We start from the raw sequence: 23,171 nt of genomic DNA, 5'->3' as shown, positions 1-23,171 counted from the left end.
CTCCGGCGCGGGCCGCCTGCACTGGCATCGCGCCTATTCCGGGGCTGCGCCGTCCATCGTCGCGGCGATCGCCTCGGCCAGCATCGCACCGGTGACCGGCTTGCGCAGGAAGCGGTCGATGCCGGCCTCGCGCGTTTGCGGCTCGGCGTCCGGGTCGGTGCGCGCGGTCACCGCGATCAGCGGCCGCAGGAAGCCCTGCGCGCGCAACTGCCGCGCCAGGTCCAGCCCGTTGAGCCCGGGCAGATCGAGATCGAGCAGGGCCAGGTCGAAGTGCCCGGTCGCCACTTCGGCCAGCGCGGCCAGGCCGTTGGCGACATGGGTGACGCGATGGCCTTGCGCGCGCAGCAGCCCGGCGATGACTTCGGCCACGGTGGCGTCGTCTTCGACCAACAGCAGCGCCAGCGGCCTGCCCCGCAGGCCGCGCGAGGCAGGCTCCGGCGGCGACGACGAAACCTCGTGCGCCGGCGCCGCCACCGGCAACAGCGGCACGTCGAAGATGAAACGCGCGCCCTGGCCGGGTTCGCTCTGCACCGCGATGTGCCCTTCCATCGCCGCGGCCAGCTCCTGGCAGATCGCCAGGCCCAAACCGCTGCCGCCGTAGCGCGCCGCGGTGCGCGCGCCTTCGGCCTGTTCGAAGCGGCGGAACAGCCGGGTCTTCTGTTCCTCGTTCAAGCCCGGGCCGGTGTCGACGACCTCGAAACGCACGCCCTGCGGCGCCAGCGCATCGACGATCAGGCTGACCTTGCCCTGCTCGGTGAATTTGATCGCGTTGCCGAGCAGGTTCATCAGGATCTGGCAGACCCGGCTCGGATCGCCGCGCAGGCCTTGCGGCGCGCTCGAAGTGATCACCACCTCGAAGGCGAGTCCGCGCTGGCGTGCCAGCGGCTGCATCAGCCCGGTGACCTCGTCGACCAGCGCGCGCAGGTCGAAGGCGCGGTCCTCGAGTTCGAGCTTGCCCGATTCGATCCGCGCCAAGTCCAGCGCGTCGTTGACCAGCCGCAGCAAATGCTCGCCGGCGCGGCGGATCGCCTCGGTGTAGCTGCGCTGGCGCTCGTCCAGCGGCGTATCCAGCAGCAGCTCGCTCATGCCGAGCACGCCGGTCATCGGCGTGCGCACTTCGTGGCCGAGGGTGGCGAGGAAGCGGGTCTTCGCCAGCGAGGCCTGTTCGGCCAGTTCGCGCTTGTGCACCGCGAGCTGCCAGGCGCTGCGTCGGCCGAGCCGGCGCCGGTACCCCAGCGCGCCGATCCCGAGCAGCAACAAGCCCAGCAACACGAACCCGGCCTGGGCCCAGGTCGCGCGCCACCACGGCGGTTTGACGTGCAAGGTGAAAGCGGCCGGGTCGGACCAGATGCCGTCGGCGCCGGCGGCCTTGACCTGCAGGCGGTACTCGCCCGGTTCCAGGCGCGAGAACACCCGCTCGCCGTTGGCGCGTTGCTCGATCCAGTCCGGGTCGTAGCCTTCGAGCTTGAAACGGTAGGTGTGCGAACGCGGGTCGAGGAAGGACATCAACCGCGCGACCACGCGGAAATCGCGGTCACCGGATTCCAGTTGCACCGTGTCGTGCTCGATCGGCAACGCCCACTCGTCCTCTTCGCGGCGCACGCTGAGGCTTTCCAGCGACAGCCGCGGCGGCCGCGAACGCGGGAACGGCGTATTGAGGTCGAACAGCACCATGCCGTCGAGCGACAGGGTCGCGGCAATGCCCTTGGCCCCGCGCTGCGGCGCGGTCCGGTTCAATTCGACATTCGGGATGCCGTCGCCGAGGCCGAACAGGCGCAGGCGCTTGTCTTTCGGCGAGACCAGCAGCAGCCCGCGCGAGGTCGTCGCCCAGACCATGCCGGCGTCGCTGACCAGCAGGCCGGACACGCTGGTGTCGGGATAACCGGCGCTGTTGTCGATGCGTTGCTCGAACACGAGCTGACCCTCGGCCCAGCGATACGACTCCAAGGCACCGTTGCGCGCGACCCACAGCCGGTGCGGGCCGGCGAAGGCCATCGCCTGGACGTCGCCGAACGCGCCGCCCGGCACGGCGACGAAGCGCTTGCCGTCCCAACGCCATAAACCCGCGGTGCCGGCGAACCAGGGCCGTTCGCCGGGGCCGACCACGAAGGTCGCCGCGCCGGTGGTGAAACCGGCGGTCGCGAACACGCGTTCGATCTCGCCCGAGGGCAGGCGTTCGCCCGCGGCGTTGTAGCGGCGCGCGCTGCCGTCCGAGAACCACAGCCACAGGCCGCCGTCGGGCAACTCGTGCAGGAACCACACCGTAGTGCCGAGTTCGCCGGCGCCGAACGGCCAGCTGCGCGCCGTGCGCGTGGCCGGGTCGAACAGGCTCAGGCCGCTGGAATGGCCGATCCACAAGGTGCCGTCGGGGCGCAGATACAAGGTGTGCATCCACTTCAGGCCGAGCTGCCGGTTGTCGGCGACCGGTTCCAGCACCCGCGCATCGCGGCGCAGGCGATACAGATCGGTGGCCGACAACATCCAGAAGCCGCCCTCGCCGTCGGGCGCGATGTCGCGCACGTCGAGGCGGTCGATCTGCACGCCCCCAACCGAGGTGATCGAAGCGAAACGGTTCCAGTCCGGCGGCAGATACACCAGCCCCTGCGAATAGGTCACCAGCCACAGCCCGCCTTCGCCGTCGCGCAGCATCTGCTGCAGGCCGCTGCGGCGATCCCAGATGCCGTCGCCGGCGTCATCCTGCAACAGCCGCGCCTCGCCGTTGCGGTCGACCCGGTACAGGCCGGCAGTGGTGCCGATCCAGCGTCCGCCGGACTGGTCGCCGACGACGATGGCGTTGGTGGTCTGCTCGCCGAGCGCCCACGGCGCCGGAGTCATGCGGTCGTCGGTACCGAGCCGGAACAGCCCGCGCTGGCTGCCGACCCAGATCGAACCGTCGGCATCGCGCGACAACTCGCCGATCCGCACACCGGCGGTGTCGTCGCCGCCGATCGGGCCGAAGCGGCCGCGCTCGAACCGCACCAGCCCATGCATGGTGCCGACCAGCAGGCGGCCGCGGTCGTCGCTGAGCAGCGCGGTCACCGGTCCCGGCGGCAGCCGCTTGCCGGCGCCGACGCCGGGGGTATAGCGCGACAGACGGCCCTCTGCGTCGATGCGGCACATCTCGCCGTCGTAGGTCGCGGTCCAGATCGCGCCGTCGGGCGTGCCGGTCATGTACGAGACATCATCGCTGCACGAGGCGTCCTGGCCCTCGAAGACGACGCGGACGAATTCCTTGCGATCGCTGCCGAGCCAGCTCAGGCCATCGCGGCTGGCGACCCAGACGCGGTCGCGGCCGTCGACATGAACGTCTTCGATCGAATTGTCCGGCAGCGAGCCGGACAGGCCGATGACATGGCGCCAGACGGTGAACTCGACGCCGTCGTAGCGGGCCAGCCCGTCCTCGGTCGCGATCCACAGATAGCCCTGGCGATCCAGGTCCATGCTGACGACCGACTTGGGCAGGCCCTGTTCCTGGCCGTAGCGGCGGAAACGCGGCGTTTCGGGAAGGCGTGCCTCTGCCTGCATGGCGAACAGCAACATCAGCAGACACAGACAACGTCCCAGCACGGGTACCTCCTGGACCGCGAGCGAAGCCCCCGGTGCGGTCGAACGCTATCGTCGCAACGGTGTTCCGCAGGCGCAAGCGTGACTCATTGTGCGACATCCATCCGGTTCATCGGGTGCCCCCGGCGAGCACGCGGATCTCAACTGCGCATCGGGTCACGCTTGTCGGCGCTCGGGCGACAGCGCGCGGCGCTCAAGGCTTCGGCGCCTGCACCGCCGCGACGGTGTCGGCGAGCATCGCGCCGGTCACCGGCTTGCGCAGGAAGCGGTCGAAGCCGGCCGCGCTCGCCTGCGGTTCGGCATCGGCGTCGGCGCGCGCGGTCACCGCGACCAGGGGCGCGGCGAATCCTTGCGCGCGCAGTTGCCGGGCCAGATCGAGGCCGGTGATGCCGGGCAAGTCCAGGTCGAGCAGCGCCAAATCGAAATGCGCGGTGGTGACTTCGGCGAGCGCCGCCAGGCCATTGGCCACATGGGTGACGCGGTGGCCCTGCGCACGCAGCAGGCCGGCGATGACTTCGGCCACGGTCGGATCGTCTTCGACCAACAGCAACGCCAGCGGCCCCACCTGCACGCCGCGCGAGGCAGGTTCCAGCGTCGACGAAGGCGATACCGGTGGTTCGGCGCTCGGCAACGGCAGCTCGAACACGAAATGCGCGCCCTGGCCGGGCTCGCTGTGGACCGCGATATGCCCTTCCATCGCCGCGGCCAGCTCCTGGCAGATCGCCAGGCCCAAACCGCTGCCGCCGTAGCGCGCCGCGGTGCGCGCGCCGTCGGCCTGCTCGAAGCGGCGGAACAGGCGCGCCTTTTGCTCTTCGTTCAAGCCCGGACCGGTGTCGGCGACCTCGAAGCGCACGCCCTGCGGCGCCAGCGCATCGACGATCAGGCTGACCTTGCCGTGCTCGGTGAACTTGATCGCGTTGCCGAGCAGGTTGAGCAGGATCTGGCAGACCCGGCTGGCGTCGCCGCGCAGGCCGCGCGGCGCGCTCGGCGCGATCAGCACCTCGAACGCGAGCCCGCGCTGCTGCGCCAGCGGCCGCATCAGTTCGGCGGCCTGTTCTATCAGCGCGCGCAGGTCGAAGGACTCGTCGGCGAGTTCGAGCTTGCCCGATTCGATCCGGGCCAGGTCCAAGGCGTCGTTGACCAGCCGCAGCAGGTGCTGGCCGGCGCGCAGGATCGATTCGGTGTAGCCGCGCTGGCGCTCGTTCAAGGGCGTGTCGAGCAGCAGCTCGCTCATGCCGAGCACGCCGGTCATCGGCGTGCGCACTTCGTGGCCGAGGGTGGCGAGGAAGCGGGTCTTCGCCAACGACGCCTGCTTGGCGACTTCGCGCTCGTGCTCGGCGGCCTGCCAGGACAGCCGGCGTTGCAGGCGGCGCCGGTACGAGGCCGCGACCCACCACACCAGCAAAGCGATCAACCCGGCCAGCGCCGCCAGCGCCGGCGGCGTGCGCCACCACGGCGGGCGCACGTTGAATTCGAGGGTGCGTTCGACCGCGGCGTTGCCGTTGGCGTCGACCGCACGCGCATGCAGCACGTAGCTGCCCGACGGCAGTCCGGCGAACACCCGCTCGCCGCTGTTGCCGACCGATACCCAGTCGCTGTCGTAGCCTTCCAGGCGGGTGTAATACCGATTGCCCTGCGGATCGTCGAACGACAGCAGGCGCAATTGCACGCGCATTTCGCGGTCGTCCGGCGCCAGCGAAGGAATCGTCGCGTAACGCGCGGCGCGGGTCGCGCCCGCCGGCAGCGACGAGCCGTGCAGCGGCAGCGGCACCCAGCGGCCGTGCCGGCGCACGTCGAGCTGATGCCATTGCAGCCGCGGTTGGCGCGGCGGCGGGTCGGCCAGCTCGGTATCGACCAGCACCACGCTGCCGTCCGACAACGCCGATGCGAGCACGCCGCGCGGGGTCATGACCGAACCGCGGCGGATGAACTCCTGGCTGCTCATGCCGTTCTGCACGCCGAAGTGGCGCAGTTGCCGTTGCTTGGGATCCCAGCGGAACAGGCCGCGCGAGGTCGGCATCCAGATCCGGCCGAGGCGGTCGCGGAACAGGTCGGTCGCCTCGACCGCGGGAATGCCCTCGGCCACACCGACCTGCGAGTGCAGGCGCCAGTGCGCGCCGTCGCGGCGATATCGCGCCAACCCCTTGAGGGTCTGCAGCCACAGGCTGTCGGGGTCGTCGAAGACGAAACCGAACACCCGCTCGCGCGGCAGGCCTTGCACCGGCCGCATGCGGTTGCCGGCGGCATCGTGGCGCAGCATGCCCTGCCCCGACGCCACCCACAGCACGCCGTCGGGCGCGATCTTCATCGAACCCAGGTCGCCGACGCCGATGCCCTGCTCGGGCCCGACCAGGATCGTCGACAACACCTTGCCGGTGTCGGTGTCGCGCTGCTGCAACCCCTGGGTCAGGAACGAGATCCACAGGCTGCCGTCGCGCGCGATCAGCATCCGCTCCGGCTCGCCGTTGAGCGCCGGTTCCGGCGTGTCCACGGTCCAGTCGCGCCACACGCCGGAAGGATCGATCCGGACCACGCTGTTGCGGCTGGTCGCGACCCACAACCGGCCCTTGCGGTCTTCGACCGCGGCATTGGGCAGGCTGTGGCCGATCGAGTCGTGCGGCCCGTCGCTGACCGGCTCGACCACGCCGTCGGCGCCGAGACGTTCGATCTCGCCGCGCGCGCCAAGCAGCCACAACCCGCCGCTCGCCGACGGCGCCAGCGAGGGATACAGCTCGCTCGACAAGGTGCCGCGTTCGCGCGAGTACTGGGCGATGCGGCGCCAGTCCGAACGCAGATAGCCCACGCCGGTGCCGGCGAACGGAAACCAGAACGAACCGTCGTCCTGGCCGACGATCTGCTGCACCGGCCGCGCCGGCCGGGCCGGGCCGAGCGTGGCCGGCACCGGCACCGCGCCCGGCGCGACCCGCCAGATGCTGCGCTGGGTGCCGAGCCAGAAATTGCCGCCGCGATCGGGCGCCAGGCTCAGCACCGCGTTGAGGTGGCCGAACATCACCGAGTAGTCGGGATCGGTCCAGCGGCCGTCGCGCTCGCGCCGGTACAGGCCGGTCTTGGTGCCGACCCAGAGCTGGTCGCCGACCGGGGTGACCGAGAAGATCCACGGCGCCGGCTCTTCGCCGGGCACGTCGATACGTTCGAAGTCGCTGCCGGTCCAGCGCGCCAGGCCCTTGAAGGTGCCGACCCACAGATCGCCGCGGGCGTCGTAGGCCAGCGACAGCACCGTTTCCGCCGGCAGGCTGCGCAGATCGCCGGGCTTGGGCACGAAGCGGGTGATGCGGCCGTCGCGGTCGAGCCGGTGCAGACCGCCTCCGTAGGTACCGAACCATATCTCGCCGTTGCGGCTGGCGACGGCGAAGGTGTCGTCGCTGCCTATCTCGGGGCGGTCGGCCTGACGGTAGTGGACGAAGCCCTCGCGCTTGCCGTCCATCATGCTCAGGCCGCGGCCCTCGGCCGCGACCCAGATGCGGTCGCGATCGTCGACCGAGACCAGGGTCAGGTCGTTGCCGGGCAAGGAGGCCGGGTCGCCGGGCGTATGCCGCCAGACCTTCATGCCGATGCCGTCGTAGCGGGCCAGGCCGTCGGTCGTGGCCAGCCACAGGTAGCCGGCGTGGTCGAAGGCCATGCCGTTGACCTTGCTCGACGGCAACCCGTCGGCGACGCCGATGATGCGCGCGCGCGGCACTTCGGGCACGGCGGCTCCGGCCGCCCAAGGGGCGCCCAGGCACAGACAGGCGGTTAGCAGCGCACGCAGCATTCGGTCCCCTCCCCGGGTGGAACGCGGCGTCCCAGCGCCCGTCTTGTTCGTTCCCTCGCCCACTAGGCTCGGCGATACCGCCTGTACGAAGCAAGAGGCGCCGTTCGCCGGCCCCGAACTCCCGCCGCTAGGGCCGGTCGAAACGGATCGTTGCACGGGCCTAGACACGACTTTGCGCGGCTGTGCCTAGAATCCCCCGAACCCTGCCGGAGCCGCCATGCCTCTCATCCGCCGTTGCGCCGCCCTGACCGCCGCGCTGGCCGCGATGCCGTTCGCGTTGGCCTCGGCCGTCGCGAGCGCGGCGCCGCCGCAGCGCTACGGCCTGGACCCGGTGCATACCCGGGTGATGTTCGCGGTCTCGCATGCCGGCTTCTCCCAGGCCCTCGGCACCGTGTCGGGCGCTCGCGGCAGCCTGCTGTTCGACCGCGACGACTGGCGCAGCGCCAAGCTCGAGGTCAGCCTGCCGCTGGCCCGGCTGGACCTCGGCGACGCCAAATGGAATGCCGCCACGCTCGCCGCCAACCTGCTCGACGGCAAGCGCCATCCGCTCGCCCGCTTCGTTTCCGAGACCGTCGAACCGCTGCCGGCCGAGGGCGAGCACCGCGCCGACCGCGCCCGGGTCTGCGGCGCCCTGAGTCTGCACGGCGTCACCCGTCCGCTATGCATGGAGGTGCGGCTCAATGCCTACAAGCGCCACCCGCTGCCGCCGTTCCGCCATACCGCCGGCTTCTCGGCGACCGCGCGCCTGAGCCGCGCCGCGTTCGGCATCGACGCCTGGAAGTCGGTGATCGGCGACGAGGTCGAGCTGCGCATCGAAGCCGAGGCGGTACGCAACCAGTATCTCGACAACGGCCCCGCCGACGACAGCGAGCCGATTGCGGACGACGCTCTGCCTGCCGCCGGCGACGAAGCCGCCGATCCTTCTCCTCGCCCAGCCACGCCCGAACCGGAGCCTCGCCGATGACGTTCAAGAACACCGCCGACCGCTGGGGGCCGATCAGCCAGTTGCTGCACTGGGCGGTCGTGCTGCTGATCGCGGCGATCGCGATCATCGGCCTGACCATGACCGACATGAGCAACGGCCCGTCGAAGATCAAGATCTACGCGCTGCATAAATCGCTGGGCCTGACCCTGTTGAGTCTGGTCGTGCTGCGGCTGCTGTGGCGGCTGTACGCCGGCGCCCCGCGCCCGGTGGCCGGCACCCCGCATTGGCAGGAACGCATCGCCTCGCTGACCCATTGGGCCCTGTACGCGTTGATGTTCGCCCTGCCGATTTCGGGCTGGGTATTCAATTCGTCCTCGGGTTACCCGTTGCAGTACTTCGGCCTGTTCAATCTGCCGCGTATCGCCGAGCGCAGCGAAGACCTGTCGCGCCTGAGCCGCGACCTCCACGAATACGGCTTCTGGCTGCTGCTCGCCCTGGTCCTGGCGCATGCCGGCGCGGCCTTCTATCACCACCTGTTCCAGAACGACGCCACCCTGACGCGGATGCTGCCGGGCCGTCGCCAACTGCGGCCCGCCCCGGCCGCCTCGCCTTCGCCTGCCGCCTCGCCTGTCCCCTCCTCTTCCCCTTCGCCTACGCAAGTTCCGGAGCAACCCGATGCCGATTAAATCCCTCGCCCTGGCCGGCCTGCTGTTCGCCGCCACCGCGCCCGCCCTCGCCGCCGACTACGTTCAGCAGCCCGGCTCCAGCCTGACCTTCGCCACCAAGTACCAGGGCGAGGTGTTCGCCGGCAACTTCCCCGGCTTCACCGCCCGCATCAGCTTCGACCCCGCGCAGCTGAACGCCTCCAAGCTCGACGTGGTGATCCCGTTGGCCGGCACCAACACCAAGAACAGCGAACGCGACGACACCCTCAAGGGCGCCGACTTCTTCAGCATCGCCAAGTTCCCGCAGGCCCGCTTCACCGCGACCAAGTTCCGCAGCCTGGGCGGCAACAACTACGCCGCCGACGGCAGCCTCAACCTGCGCGGCGCGACCAAGCCGGTCACCCTGACCTTCACCTGGACCGCCGGCGCCAAGCCCGTGCTGGCCGGCAAGGCCACGGTCAAGCGCCTGGACTTCGGCGTGGGCGGCGGCGACTGGGCCGACACCTCGATCATCCCGAACGAAGTCGCGGTCAGCACCAAGGTGGTGTTCGCGCCGGCGAAGTAAGTTGCGCGGCGCGGTGAATGCGATGCGAGCGTCTGCGTCGTCGAGCGCCCGTTTTCGACGGCATTTTGCGTTGCCGTTGCCGTTGCCGTTGCCGTTGCCGTTGCCGTTGCCGTTGCCGTTGCCGTTGCCGTGATTTTGATCTGCTTTGCTGCATTGCCGGACAAAAGCAGATCCGTAGAGCGGCCCGCAGGGGTGCGGGCCGTGCGCAAGCAGGCCATGGATGGCCTGTCTGGAGCATCCCTGCGTCGGCAGCGATCGCGCGGGCTTGTGCCCTTGCAGGGAAGGCCTTTTCTTTGGTTATCTTTCTTTTGGGCCAGCAAAAGAAAGTAACCCGGCCGCGTCAGCGGACGGAAGCTTTGCTCTTTACTCAGGGTGCAGCGAACTCCCTTTGTAGGAGCGACGTGAGTCGCGACCGCGGAACGCGCAGCGGTACCAAGGCTCATGTCGTTCATCGAAGCGGCGGGCTTTCGCCAGGGGTAGGAGCGACGCAAGCCGCGACATCGCTGTGGCGGTCTCGCGGCGCTTCTTTCGTTCACTAGACAAGATCAAGATCAAACCCAAAACTTCCGCCCGTAACGGCCGGGTTACTTTCTTTTGTCATAAGCAACAAAAAAAGGTAACCAAAGAAAAGTGCTTTTCTTTGAGTCAAGGGCCCGCACGTCCGATGCCGACGCAGGGATTTTTCATACGGGACATCCTTGTCCCGATGAAAAACGGCCCGCATCCCTGCGGGCCGCCCTCCGGGTCTTCTATGGCCTTCGCTAGTGCTCGGCTGCGCACAGCAGCAACAGCAACAGCAAAATATTTAGCGCGACGGCGGCGGCAAGATCTTAGGGCAACGGCAAATCCCCCTTACCCACTTTTCAAAAGGGGGAAACGTAGACGCAACCCGGCCGCTCAGTCCTCACCCCAGCCGCCCCAGCAACACCGCGACCGCCGCCGCATCGAACGGCCAATCCAACTCGATTCCGGCCGCCTCATCCCGCAACACCGGTACCCGCATCCCGTACAGCGCCTCCAGGCCCTCGTCCTCGTCGATGAAGACACTCTCGAACTCGGGCGCGCGGGCCTGCGCCAGCACCTCCAGCGCGAGGTCGCACAGGTGGCAGTCGTCGCGCTGGAACAGGGTCAGGACGGGAGCGGTGGTGATCATGGCAATGCGGCGCGGTATGGCGTCGGGAACAGGTCGACCCGGGTAGAATAAGCGGCTCCGCGCCTGCCGCGGCATCGCGGTCCGGATGCCGGCGACGCGGTCCGCCAGCATCGTCCGACTTCTTCCCTCGTTGGAGCAGCAAGCCCGTGGCAGTCAGCAGTTTCGACCTGTTCAAGATCGGCATCGGCCCGAGCTCGTCCCATACCGTCGGCCCGATGCGCGCCGCCGCGCGCTTCATCGAGCGCTGGCTCATCGAGGGCTGCAACGCCGAAGCCGAAGGCGCCGACCTCGCCCGCACCGCACGCGTGCGCGCCGAGGTGTTCGGCTCGCTCGCCCTGACCGGACGCGGCCACGGTACCGACAAGGCGGTGCTGATGGGACTGGAGGGCCACTGGCCGAACCAGATCGACCCCGACATCATCCCGGCGGCGCTCGAGCGCATCCGCACGACCAAGCGCATACGCTTGTTCGGCCGCCACGAGATCGGCTTCGACGAGAAGCACGACCTGATCATGAACAAGCGCCAGAAACTGCCGTTCCACACCAACGGCATGCGCTTCACCGCCTACGACGCGGCCGGCGAAGTCATCGCCACGCGCGACTACTATTCGGTCGGCGGCGGCTTCGTCGTCAACCAGGACGAAGCGGCCGAAGACCGCATCGTCGCCGACACCACCGAGCTGCCGTATCCGTTCCACTCCGGCGACGAGCTGCTGGCGCAGGCGCAACGCAGCGGCCTCAGCATCGCCGAGATGATGATGGCCAACGAGCGGGTCTGGCGCACCAGCGAAGAGATCAACGACGGCCTCGACGCGATCTGGAACGCGATGCAGTCCTGCGTGGCGCGCGGCATCCGCGAGACCGGCACCCTGCCCGGCGGCCTGCACGTGTCGCGGCGCGCGCCGGCCTTGTTCGCGGAACTGTCGAGCAAGCCCGAAGCGGCGATGCGCGATCCGCTGACCGTGCTCGACTGGGTCAATCTGTACGCGCTCGCGGTCAACGAAGAGAACGCCGCCGGCGGCCGCGTCGTCACCGCGCCGACCAACGGCGCCGCCGGCATCATCCCGTCGGTGCTGCACTACTACGACCGATTCTGCCCCGGCGCCAACCTGCAGGGCGTGCGCAACTTCCTGCTGACCGCGGCCGCGGTCGGCATCCTGTACAAGGAAAACGCCTCGATCAGCGGCGCCGAAGTCGGCTGCCAGGGCGAGGTCGGCGTGGCCTGTTCGATGGCGGCGGCCGGTCTGGTCGCCGCGCTCGGCGGCACCCCGAGCCAGATCGAGAACGCCGCCGAGATCGGCATGGAACACAACCTCGGCCTGACCTGCGACCCGATCGGCGGGCTGGTGCAGATCCCCTGCATCGAGCGCAATGCGATGGGCGCGGTCAAGGCGATCAATGCCTATCGCATGGCCATGCGCGGCGACGGCAAGCACAAGGTCAGCCTCGACAAGGTCATCAAGACCATGCGCGACACCGGCCGCGACATGCAGGACAAGTACAAGGAAACTTCGCGCGGCGGCCTGGCGGTCAACGTCATCGAGTGCTGAGGCGGCGATGAGCGCGCCGCGCCGGCACCGCGACGAAGGCCGCAGCCTCGGCGTCTTCGCCGACCGCATCGAGGTCCGCTGCCCGCGCTGCGGGCAGGCCGGCACCGTGTGCGCCGACTGGCGCGACCGGCAATGGCATGCGCGCTTCGTCTGCGCGCACTGTGCGCTGGAAGCGCGCGGCGCCCGTTGCGACTGGTTCGGCGAGGTCCGCGTCTACGGAAGAAGACCCTGCGGCTACTGCGGCCACCAATGGCTGTGCGTCGACCGGATTCGCCCCGCGTCCAGCCAGGCCCGGCACGTGCACGAATGCAGCTCGACGCATCTGGGCGAGTCGCTGCCGGTGCAATGCCCGGTCTGCGAGCGCAGCAGCGAGGTCCAGGTCGATGCCATGCGGCGACGCGGGAACGCGGGGCTCGACCCGCACTTCGGTCTGCCGTTGCGGCTGGTCGAACCGACCCGGGCCGGCCTGTTGTGGGCGTATAACGCGCAGCACCTCGACGAGCTGCGCCGCTACATCGCGGCCGACCAGCGCGAACGCCGCGGCGTCGCCCACCGGAGCATGGTCTCGCGCCTGCCCACCTGGATGAAACTCGCGCGTCATCGCCCGTTGCTGCTGAAGTCGCTCGACCGGCTCGGCGCGCTATCGGACCCGCAACCGCGCGCATGACGCCGATGCGCTGCATCGTGCTGCCCGGCATGGACGGCACCGGCGAGCTGCTGACGGACTTCGTCGCGGCGATGGCGCCGGCCTTCGCCGCCGAGGTGATCGCCTACCCGCGCGATCGCCCGCTGGGCTACGACGAACTGGTCGAATTGGTGCGTCCGCAGTTGCCGGCCCACGCCCCCTATCTGCTGCTCGCCGAATCGTTCTCCGGCCCGATCGCGATCCGTCTCGCCGCATCCAGGCCGCCGCAGCTCGCCGGGCTGGTGCTGTGCGCCTCGTTCGCGCGCGCGCCGCGGCCGCCCGGCTCGCCCCTGAGCGCGGCGACGCTGTCGCGGCTCGCCGGGCGCTTGCCGCTGGCCCGAATGCCGACGCGCTGGGTCGCCTCGGCCATGCTCGGCCGCTGGTCTTCGCCGTCGTGGCGCGAGCGCCTGGGCCCGCTGTTGGCGTCGCTGGACCCGGCGGTGATGCGCCATCGCCTGCGCGAAGGCGGCGCGGCCGACGTCACCGCGGCGCTGGCCGACATCGCCTGCCCGCTGCTGTATCTGCGCGCCCGCCGCGACCGCCTTGTATCGGGCGACAGTTGGCGGCGCATCGGCCGAGCCCGGCCGGATGCGCGCTGCATCGAGGTCGACGCGCCGCACTTCCTGCTGCAGGCCCGCGCCCAGGCCGCGGCCGACGCGATCCGCGGCTGGCGCGACGAATTCGCCGGCGCCGTCCGCGGCTGAGCCGAGCGCCGCGGCCGCGCCGGCTGCCGGCGGATCTGTCGAATCGCGCGATTTCACCGCATATTGCCGCGCAACATGTGACTACTATCGGCCAGCGCCAGCCGGAGTCAGCCATGCCAGCCCGCTTGAGCCGTCGCGATTTCCTCAAAGGCAGCCTGGTGGCCGGGATCACGGTGTACATCGCCGCCCCGGGCAGCGCCGCCATCGCCGCCCTGTTCGAACGCGAGCGCATCCGGCCCGGGCCCTGGGACGCCAAGACCGGGCACATCCGCTACCGCAGCGATGCCACCGCCAAGGTCACCGGCGAGAAGCTCTTCAGCTACGACATGCGTTCGCGCGACCTGCCCGGTTGGCCGCGCGCGCAGGCCCACGCGATGCTGCTGCGGGTGACCCGCGCCGATCGCGTGTTCGAAGGCATCGACCTGTCGTCGCTCGACGCCGGGCTGCAGCCCGACCGCATCGTCACCGCGGCCGATCTGCTGCGCGACGGGGTCGCCTTTCCCAAGTTCTACGGCGAGGACATGCTGCTGCCGGCCGGCAAGACCCCGGCTTACCTCGGCCACGCCGTGGCCCTGCTGATCTGGCATGACTTCGCCCGCTTCCGCGCCGCCAAGAGCCGGCTCAAGTTCCGCGACGGGCTGATCCGTTGGGGCGCGCAGAGCGGCCCGTTGGAGCGCACGCCCTGGGCCAGCTTCCGCTACGTGCGCGTGGGCGGGGCGACGCCGTTCGACGACGACACGTACTCCAGCCTCAAGGACACCCCGCTGTTTCCGGCCGGCTATCGCAAGCTGGCCCCGCAATGGCCGCTGGCCGACGCGATGGGCACGATCGATGCGCAGGGCATGGCCCATGCCGAGGCGATGACCGCCGAACTCGACCGGCCCGGCGCCGACAAGCAAGTGTTCGAGCGCGAGTATTTCTCGCAGTCCATCGACACCGCGGCGATGGAACTCGACAACGGCAACGGCTGGTTCGATGCCGCCACCGGCACCGTGCACGCCGTGTCGGCGACGCAATCGCCCAACGAAGTCGCCGAGGACGGCGCGCGCATGCTCGCGGCCAGCCGGTTCGCGGTCAAGAGCCTGATCCTGCACCCTTGCTATACGGTCGGCTACGGTTCAAAAGACCACAATCCTTACCCGTTCTACGCCCTGGCCGCCGCGCTGTACGGCGACGGCCGGCCGGTGCGGCTCGCCAACGACCGCTATGAGCAGTTCCAGTCGAGTCTCAAACGCCACAGTTTCCGCATGCACTATCGGCTCAAGCTCGATCGCGCGAGCGGCAAGTTCGAGGTATTCCAGGGGCGCATGCAGGGCGACGGCGGCGGCCGGATGAATTTCTCGCCCTCGGTGTGCCTGGTCGCGGCGACCGCCGCGCAATCGATCTATTACTTTCCGCGCAGCGACCTGGCCAGCACCGTGATCGCCTCGCGCGCGCTCGATGCCGGCTCGGCGCGCGGCTACGGCACCCTGCAGAGCATGGGCGCGACCGAGATGCTGGTCGACGAGATCGCCCACGAGCTCGGGCTCGACCCGATCGAACTGCGCCTGCGCAACGTGTTCGAGACCGGCATGAAGAACACCCAGGGCGCGATTCCGGGCGGCCTGCAACGCGCCGAGGAGATCCTGCGCAAAGCGCGCGCGCATCCGCTGTGGAGCCGACGCGCGGCGCGCAAGCGCGAGTACGAGGCGGCGCACCCCGGCCGGCGCTACGGAGTCGGCTTCGGCTGCGTGCAGAAGGATTACGGGACCGGCGCCGAGGCCGCGTTCGCCGAAGTGGCGCTCGACCGCGATGGCCGCATCGTCCTGCGCCACATCGGCATCGAGATGGGCACCGGTATGGCCACCAGCCAGGCCGCGGTCTGCGCGCAATGGCTGGGCCGGCCGGCCGACGAGATCCGCACCGGCGAAACCGACTGGCGCGAGCTGCCGATGTTCGCCACCGACGATCCCTGGCTGATGACGGCCGAAGTGCAGGCCGCCCACATCGGCGACCCGCGCTGGACGCCGAATTACGCCAGCCCCAGCAGCGCCAGCAACTCGGCCTATTTCTTCAGCCACGCCACCCGCGAAGCGGCGCGGCTGGTGTTCACCCAGGGCCTGTGGCCGGCTGCCCAGGCGATCTGGAGCCAGGGCTACGGCGGCGGCCAACTCTCGCCGCTGGCGATACGGCGCGAGGATGCGCGCTGGGTCGAAGGCCGGCTCACCGCCGGCGGCCTGGCGCCGCTGAGCCTGCAGCAGTTGACCGTGAAGGCCTACGAACTCGGCCTCGTCACCGGCGCGATCGTGCACACCTTCAATCGCTGGCAATGGGCCGAAGCCGAGTTTCCGTTGCGCGACGACGCGCGCCTGCCGCTGGACGGTCTCGCCCTGCGCTGGGGCGACGGCGCCGAAGCCCCGGCAAGCGGAAGACCCGGCACGCCGACCGCCAACGGCTACCGCATCGTCGAACGCACGCGCGTGTTCTACCCGCCGCCGCAACGCAATAACGCCGGCGTCGTCTATTACAGCGCCATCGGCACCATCGCCGAGGTCGCGGTCGACACCGCCACCGGCCGCGTCGAACTGCTCGACCACCATTCGATCCTCGAATGCGGTACGCCGATCGTGCCCGAGTTGGTATCGAGCCAGTTGCAAGGCGGACTGGCGATGGGCATCGGCCACGCCCTGCACGAGTTCCTGCCGCTGTACGAAGACGGCCCCGGCAACGGCAGTTGGAACTTCAACCGCTACGTCCTGCCGCGCGCGCGCGACGTCGCGGTGTGGAAGCAGAGCGGCGAGTTGCTGCCGCCGCTGTCGCAGACCGATGCGCCGAAGGGCATGGCCGAGGTGGTGATGATCGCGGTGGTGCCGGCGATCGTGAACGCCATCGCCCACGCCACCGGCCACCGGTTCCGCGAACTGCCGGTGACCCCGGACAAGATCCTCGCGGCTGCCGCCGACGACGAGACCGCCGCTGCCGCCCAGGAGGCCCGCGCATGAGCGCCTCGCCGATCCGCACGCGCCCGCTCGCGCTCGACATCAACGGTCGTCGCCATGGGCCGCTCGAGGTGCCCGAGGACATGATGTTGGTCGACGTCCTGCACGAGTACCTCGGCCTGACGGGTACCCGCTTCGGCTGCGGCCAGGGCGTATGCCGCGCCTGCACCGTCATCGTCGACGACGAACACGGGCCGCGCGAAGTGCGCAGTTGCATCACCGGCGCGCACTATTTCAACGGCAAACGCATCCGCACGGTCGAAGGCCACGCGCAGCGCGACGAGGCCGGCGCGATCAAGGCGCTGTCGCCGGTGCAGCAGGCCTTCCTCGATCATTTCAGCTTCCAGTGCGGCTATTGCACGCCGGGCTTCGTCAACGCCGCCACGGTGTTGCTCGAGCGCCTGGCCAAGCGGCCGATCGCGCATAGCGAAATCGAGGCCACCATCACCGACGCGCTCGATCCGCACCTGTGCCGCTGCACCGGCTATGTCCGCTATTACCAGGCGGTCAAGGAGTTGGTGCTGAAAACGCCCGGCCTGGTCCGCGGCGCCGATGCCGCGCGCGGCCGGCGGGAGGACGCGCCATGAGCCGGCGCCGCTGGAAACGCCTTGGCCTGTGGGCGCTGATGCTCGCCGCGTCGATACTGGTGTGGATGCTGGGCAGCTGGCTGGTGCAGCGCTGGCACCAGCGCGGCCCGGCCGTGCAAGTCCGGGCCAGCGCCGCACAGATCGAACGCGGCCGTTACCTCGTCGCCGCGGGCGACTGCGCGGCCTGCCATACCGCCGACGGCGGCGCGCCGTTCGCCGGCGGAGTGCCGCTGGCCTCCCCGTTCGGCGTGATCCACGGCACCAACATCACCCCCGATGCGCAGACCGGCATCGGCCGCTACAGCGCCGACGAGTTCTTCCACGCGGTCACCCGCGGCGAGGCGCGCGACGGTCACCAGTTGTACCCGGCGATGCCGTATGTCTCCTACAAGACCCTGGCGCGGGCCGACAGCGATGCGATCTATGCCTATCTGATGACGCGTCCGGCGGTGCAGCAGGCCAACCGCGCCAACGGCGTCGGCTTCCCCTTCAACATCCGCACCGGCATCCACGCCTGGAACCTGCTGTTCGCCGGCGCCGATGCGCAGCCCGCCTCGCAGGGTCGTTCGGCGGCCTGGAAACGCGGCGAATACCTGGTCGAAACGCTGGGCCATTGCGGCGAGTGCCATAGCCCGCGCGGTTGGCTCGGCCAAGTCGATCGCGAGCGCCCGTTGACCGGCAACGACGAGCTCGGCCGTTACGCCGCGCCGGATCTCACCCCGACCGGACTCGCGGCGCGCGGTTGGGACCGCGCCGGTCTGCGCGCTTACCTCGCCACCGGCATCGCTGCGCAGGCGGTGGCCTCGGACGAAATGCTCAAGGTGGTGAACCTGTCGACCAGCCGACTCGCCGGCCCGGACCTCGATGCCATCGCGACCTATCTCACCGGCGATTCGCCCCGCCCCGCCGCGGCGCTCGCGCACTCGGCCGGCGAGGTCGCCGCGACGCCGGCGCAGGACCGCTATCTCGCGGTCTGCGCCGGTTGCCACGGCCGCGACGGCCAGGGCGTGCCGCACGTCGCCCCGGCCCTGCGCGGCAACAGCGGCCTGCGCGATGCGAATCCGCACAACGTAATCGTCGCGATCCTCGACGGCTTGCCCGAACACGATCTGCCCGGCCTGGAACGCATGCAGGAGATGCCTGGGTTCGGCGACCAGTTCGACGACGCCCAGGTCGCCGAACTCGCCACTTGGCTGCGCGCACGCTACGGCGGCCGCACCGAGCCGGTCCCGGCCGGCCGAGTGCGCGCGCTGCGCTCGGCAGCGCCGCAGTCGGGGCATCGTTGATGCCTGCGGCGCCTGAGCCGCAGGCGCTCGCGCACTCCCGGGCATCACTCGCCGCCCTGTCGCCGGGCGTTCGGCCAACCCGGTCGCCGCCGTGGCGATGCGGCTGCACGGCTTGGATAAGATGCATGCTCCCCCTCATGGAGCGCTCCCGGTGCGCAAGTCCCTCCTCGCCGCCCTGCCGGCGCTGTTCGCGCTTTCGTCGGGCGCCGCCGAACCGGCGATGCCTTCGTTCGGTCCGCAACTCGAAGGCTTCGACTATCCGCACCCGGTGCAGCGCCACGCCATCCGGTCGCAAGGCGAACCCCTGCAGATGGCCTATATGGACGTGCGTCCGCAGCGCGCCAACGGCCGCGTCGTGGTGCTGCTGCACGGCAAGAATTTCTGCGCGGCCACCTGGGAATCCAGCATCGCCGCGCTGCGCGACGCCGGCTATCGGGTGATCGCGCCCGACCAGATCGGCTTCTGCAAATCCAGCAAGCCCGTGCATTATCAGTACAGCCTGCATCAGCTCGCCGCGAACACGCATGCGCTGCTGCAGTCGTTGCGAATCGAACGCGCCAGCATCATCGGGCATTCGATGGGCGGCATGCTCGGCGCGCGCTATGCCTTGATGTATCCGCAGGCCAGCGAGCGTCTGCTGCTGGTCAATCCGATCGGCCTGGAAGACTGGAAAGCGCTCGGCGTGCCGTGGCGCAGCGTCGACGAGGCCTATGCGCGCGAACTCAAGACCAGTTTCGCCTCGATCAAGCAGTATCAACTCGAGGTCTACTACGGCGGCCAATGGAAACCCGAGTACGACCGCTGGGTCGGCATGCTCGCCGGGCTCTACGCCGGTCCGGGCCACGAACGCGTGGCCTGGAACCAGGCACTGACCTCGGACATGATATTCACCCAGCCGGTGGTGCACGAGTTCGGCAACCTGCGCGTGCCGACCACCTTGTTGATCGGCCAGCGCGATCGCACCGCGATCAATCGCGACCTCGCCTCGGCCGAGCTCAAGCCGAAGCTCGGCCTGTATCCCGAGCTGGGCCGTCGCGCAGCGCGCGCCATCGCCCACTCGACCCTGATCGAATTCGACGACCTGGGCCATTCACCGCAAGTCGAAGCGCCCGACCGCTTCAACCGCCATTTGATCGAAGCGCTCGCCGCCCCCGCCACCAAGCCATAGCGGCCGCACGATTACCGCTGGCTGGCCCTGACGCTAACGTTGTTGTTGCTGGTGCTGTTGGTGCTGTTGCTGCTGTTACTGTTGCTGTTGCTGTTGCTGTTGCTGTTGCTGTTGCTGTGCGCAGCTTCGCACTAGCGAAGGCTAAAGAAGACCCAAAGGGCGGCCCGCAGGGATGCGGGCCGTTTTTCATCGGGACAGGGAGGTCCCGTATGAAAAATCACCGCGGAGGCATCGCTCGTGCGGGCCCTTGATTCAAAACAAAGCAACTTCTTTGGTTACCTTTCTTTTGTTGCTTTAGACAAAAGAAAGTAACCCGCCGCTTTAGTAGCGGAAGCTTTAGGCTTGATCTTGATCTTGATCTTGATTCTGGCTCTAACCTTACTAGACAGAGACGCCGAGACCGTCGCAGCGATGTCGCGGCTTGCGCCGCTCCTACCCTGACCGGCTGCGGCTACCATCGACGCGAGATTGAGAGGTCGCAGTCGTGGCTTGCGTCGCTCCTACCCCGACCGGCTGCGGCCACCATCGGCGCGAGATTGAGAGGTCGCAGTCGCGGCTTGCGCCGCTCCTACCCCGACCGGCTGCGGCCACCATCGGCGCGAGACTGAGAGGTCGCAGTCGCGGCTTGCGTCGCTCCTACCCTGCGAGAGCACGCAGCTTCTACGGCCGGCAACGGCCTCGTCGTCTCTGCTCGTCCGTGATCGCGGCTACGCCGCTCCTACCCTCGCGACGGCTCCGACCTCCGATCGACGACGTAGGCGTTGTGAACTCTGCGCGTCCCATGGTCGCGACTCACGCCGCTCCTACAGGAGCTTCTTAAACGCCACCGCGCCGACCCGGGCCTCGTCGCCGCGCGCATCGTAATCGCGCAATGCCGATGTTGCGCCGCGTCATCGCACACTCCAACAACTCCAATGACCTGCGATGGACATCAATGTCTTTGAGACATCGTCGTATGTCACTGTTTCTAAAGATAAGTCAATTTTCCTTCGCGCTGCGACGCAGCAAATTCCGTCGCATTCGGCGAACGTTGTCATCGTGTTCTGTGAACCACACCGCAAAGGCTGGAATCACAAGTTGACAACGTTGTCACGCAAGGCCAGTTTGCCCACCAGCGAGCAGGCGCCGTCCGGCGCTCCGACGCAGCGGTCATCGCAGGGAGGATGCCGAGGGATCGCGGCCCAAGCCGCATAGCGACATGCGTACGACCGGCCTATCGCACCGGTCGCGCCGCCACGGCGGCAGTGCGCCGCAGGACCGCAGCACAGGACACGACGGCGCGAGCGCCGATCACTCGAGGAGGCACGAGCCTCCCATGCAGGACGGAAGGCCATGGCCTTTCTTCAAACACGGCGGGGAACTGCCGCTGGCCGGTCATGGCCGGCTCTGTCTTGACTATGCACGGGAGAGAGGAAGCATCATGAGACACGCACGGTCCGCCAACCTGCTGTTGCTGTCCGCCATGCTCGCCGCGTCGTCGCTATCGACGGCGTATGCGCAGGGCGCGTCCTGCACCGGAGTTCCCGCCTGGAACCCCTCGACGATCTACAACGCTGGCGACAAGCTGACGTACCAGAACCATCTGTACCAAGCCGCCATTCAGATCTGGAACACCCCGCCGACCCATTGTGCGAGCTGCGGCTGGTACGTTGATCTGGGCGTGTGCGGCACCGGTCCCGGCAATCAGTCGCCGACCGTCTCGCTGACCGCGCCGAGCAACGGCGCCAACTACAACGCCGGCGCCAACATCGCCGTCAGCGCCAACGCGGCCGACAGCGACGGCAGCATCGCCAGCGTCGAGTTCTTCCGCGGTAGCGCCTCGCTCGGCGTCGACACCAGCTCGCCCTACGGCGTGAGCTGGAACAACGCGACCGCCGGCAACCACAGCTTCACCGCCGTGGCCAAGGACAACCAGAACGCGACCACCACCTCAGCCGCGGTCAGCATCACCGTCGGCGCCGGTCCCACCGACACCACACCGCCGAGCGTGCCGAGCGGCCTGTCCTCGCCGTCGCAGACCTCCAGCAGCATCTCGCTGGCCTGGAACGCATCGACCGACAACGCCGGCGGCAGCGGCGTGGCCGGCTACGACGTCTACCGCAACGGCAGCCTGGTCGGCTCGCCCACGAGCAACAGCTACGTCAGCAGCGGCCTGGCCGCCAGCACCAGCTACAGCTTCACCGTGCGTGCGCGCGACAAGGCCGGCAACGCCTCGGCTCAGACCGCATCCATCAGCGCGACCACCAAGCCGACCGGCCCGGGCGGCAACAAAAAGGTGATCGGCTACTTCGTCCAGTGGGGCATCTACGGCCGCAACTACCGGGTCAAGAACATCGACACCAGCGGCTCGGCAGCGAAGCTCACCCACATCAACTACGCCTTCGGCAACGTCCGCAACAACCGCTGCGAAGTCGGCGTGACCGTTCCGTCCGACCCGAACACCGGCGTCGGCGGCGACGCCTTCGCCGATTACACCAAGGCCTTCCAGGCCGGCGAAAGCGTCAGCGGCGCAAGCGACACCTGGGACCAGCCGCTGCGCGGCAACTGGAACCAGCTCAAGCAGCTCAAGGCCAAGCACCCGAACCTCAAGGTGCTGATCTCGCTCGGCGGCTGGACCTGGTCGCGCGGCTTCTCCAGCGCGGCGCGTCCTGAGAACCGCCAGGCCTTCGTCGCGTCCTGCGTGGATGCCTACATCAAGGGCAACCTGCCGGTCACCGACGGCGCGGGCGGCCCGGGCGCGGCAGCCGGCGTGTTCGACGGCATCGACATCGACTGGGAATACCCGGTCGCTTGCGGCATCGCCTGCGGCACCCCGGAAGACAACGCCAACTTCACCGCGTTGATGGCCGAGTTCCGCAAGCAGCTAGATGCCGTTCGACCGGGCCTGTTGCTGACCGTCGCCGTCGGCGCCGGCATCGACAAGATCCGCGTGACCAACCCGGCCGCGTACCACCCCTATCTCGACTTCATCAACGTGATGACCTACGACTTCCACGGCGCGTGGGACCCGAAGACCAACCATCACTCCGCCCTGTTCGCTTCGCCCAACGATCCCTCGACCGGCGACCAGAAGTTCTACAACTCCAACGACGCCATCGAAGCCTTCCTGTCGCGCGGCGTGCCGGCCTCCAAGCTCAACCTCGGCATCGGGTTCTACGGCCGCGGCTGGACCAACGTGCCGAACGTCAACAACGGCCTGTACCAAAGCGGCACCGCGGCCCCGGGCACTTACGAAGCCGGCATCGAGGACTACAAGGTCCTGAAGAATCTCGCCGGCACCGTCCACACCGATGCCAACGCCACCGCGACTTGGAAGTACAACGGCACCACGTTCTGGAGCTACGACACCCCGGCGCTGGTCACGCAGAAGATGAGCTACGTCAAGGCGCAGAACCTCGGCGGCGCGTTCTTCTGGGAGTTCAGCGGCGACGACGCCCAGGGCAGCCTGGCCACCGCGATCAGCGACGGCCTGAAGTAAGACGGCGAAATAATCACCAGTAAGGCCCTCTCCCCACGCGGGAGAGGGTTGCCGGGACGTTGCTCGCTTAACGACGATCAATCGCAGCGCG

13 protein-coding genes and 1 pseudogene are annotated in these 23,171 nt (G+C 68.9%); 11 read left to right on the top strand and 3 right to left on the bottom strand.

Annotated features, from left to right (window positions below; all coding sequences use genetic code 11):
* Nucleotides 1-33 precede the first annotated feature (33 nt).
* A complete protein-coding gene (locus AC6CH2_RS14095; protein ID WP_498269769.1) occupies nt 34-3,567 on the bottom strand; it encodes a hybrid sensor histidine kinase/response regulator in 3,534 nt (1,177 codons plus the stop codon).
* Nucleotides 3,568-3,757: 190 nt separating this feature from the next.
* The gene (locus AC6CH2_RS14090) at nt 3,758-7,273 is read right to left on the bottom strand and encodes a sensor histidine kinase (protein WP_498269768.1); all 3,516 of its coding nucleotides are present in this window, start codon (nt 7,271-7,273) and stop codon (nt 3,758-3,760) included.
* 280 nt (nt 7,274-7,553) lie between these two features.
* Here AC6CH2_RS14090 and AC6CH2_RS14085 point away from each other — a divergent pair, with 280 nt between their 5' ends.
* The 3 genes and pseudogenes from AC6CH2_RS14085 to AC6CH2_RS14075 all read left to right on the top strand — a co-directional run bounded on the left by AC6CH2_RS14085 (nt 7,554) and on the right by AC6CH2_RS14075 (nt 9,491).
* Nucleotides 7,554-8,300, top strand: coding sequence for a YceI family protein (locus AC6CH2_RS14085; protein ID WP_498269767.1), 747 nt, complete (start codon nt 7,554-7,556; stop codon nt 8,298-8,300).
* Nucleotides 8,297-8,860 (top strand): annotated as a pseudogene (locus AC6CH2_RS14080) (cytochrome b); the annotation flags it as partial. The gene AC6CH2_RS14085 and the pseudogene AC6CH2_RS14080, both read left to right, overlap by 4 nt.
* Before the next feature lie 76 nt (nt 8,861-8,936).
* Nucleotides 8,937-9,491 (top strand): YceI family protein, encoded by a 555-nt coding sequence (locus tag AC6CH2_RS14075; protein WP_435394326.1) that lies wholly within the window; start codon nt 8,937-8,939, stop codon nt 9,489-9,491.
* Nucleotides 9,492-10,395: 904 nt separating this feature from the next.
* On the opposite strand, the gene AC6CH2_RS14070 is transcribed toward AC6CH2_RS14075, so the two are convergent.
* Nucleotides 10,396-10,644 carry a glutaredoxin family protein gene (locus AC6CH2_RS14070; RefSeq protein ID WP_498269928.1) on the bottom strand — a complete coding sequence of 83 codons (249 nt, stop codon included), beginning with the start codon at nt 10,642-10,644 and terminating at the stop codon, nt 10,396-10,398.
* A 146-nt stretch (nt 10,645-10,790) separates the two neighbouring features.
* Between AC6CH2_RS14070 and AC6CH2_RS14065 the strand changes: the two genes are divergently transcribed.
* The 8 genes from AC6CH2_RS14065 (at nt 10,791) to AC6CH2_RS14030 (ending at nt 23,080) form a co-directional block, all read left to right on the top strand.
* A complete protein-coding gene (locus AC6CH2_RS14065; protein WP_498269766.1) occupies nt 10,791-12,194 on the top strand; it encodes an L-serine ammonia-lyase in 1,404 nt (467 codons plus the stop codon).
* 7 nt (nt 12,195-12,201) lie between these two features.
* Nucleotides 12,202-12,861 carry a hypothetical protein gene (locus tag AC6CH2_RS14060; protein ID WP_498269765.1) on the top strand — a complete coding sequence of 220 codons (660 nt, stop codon included), beginning with the start codon at nt 12,202-12,204 and terminating at the stop codon, nt 12,859-12,861.
* The gene (locus tag AC6CH2_RS14055; protein WP_498269764.1) at nt 12,858-13,583 is read left to right on the top strand and encodes a serine aminopeptidase domain-containing protein; all 726 of its coding nucleotides are present in this window, start codon (nt 12,858-12,860) and stop codon (nt 13,581-13,583) included. The genes AC6CH2_RS14060 and AC6CH2_RS14055 overlap by 4 nt, the downstream gene beginning before the upstream one ends.
* 113 nt (nt 13,584-13,696) lie before the next feature.
* Nucleotides 13,697-16,564, top strand: a complete 2,868-nt coding sequence (locus AC6CH2_RS14050) for a xanthine dehydrogenase family protein molybdopterin-binding subunit (protein ID WP_498269763.1) — start codon at nt 13,697-13,699, stop codon at nt 16,562-16,564.
* Nucleotides 16,561-17,148: a (2Fe-2S)-binding protein gene (locus tag AC6CH2_RS14045; RefSeq protein ID WP_498269762.1), complete on the top strand. Its 588-nt coding sequence runs from the start codon at nt 16,561-16,563 to the stop codon at nt 17,146-17,148. The genes AC6CH2_RS14050 and AC6CH2_RS14045 overlap by 4 nt, the downstream gene beginning before the upstream one ends.
* Complete coding sequence (locus tag AC6CH2_RS14040; protein ID WP_498269761.1) at nt 17,145-18,434, top strand: c-type cytochrome; 1,290 nt, start codon at nt 17,145-17,147, stop codon at nt 18,432-18,434. Before AC6CH2_RS14045 ends, AC6CH2_RS14040 begins: the two co-directional genes overlap by 4 nt.
* A 220-nt stretch (nt 18,435-18,654) precedes the next feature.
* Nucleotides 18,655-19,602: an alpha/beta fold hydrolase gene (locus tag AC6CH2_RS14035; RefSeq protein WP_498269927.1), complete on the top strand. Its 948-nt coding sequence runs from the start codon at nt 18,655-18,657 to the stop codon at nt 19,600-19,602.
* 1,420 nt (nt 19,603-21,022) lie between these two features.
* A complete protein-coding gene (locus tag AC6CH2_RS14030; protein WP_435394318.1) occupies nt 21,023-23,080 on the top strand; it encodes a glycosyl hydrolase family 18 protein in 2,058 nt (685 codons plus the stop codon).
* Nucleotides 23,081-23,171: the final 91 nt, after the last annotated feature.

This window comes from Lysobacter sp. GQ73 (genome assembly GCF_059758755.1).
The sequence above is the reverse complement of the archived record's forward strand: the minus strand, read 5'-3'. Positions and strand labels throughout refer to the sequence as shown.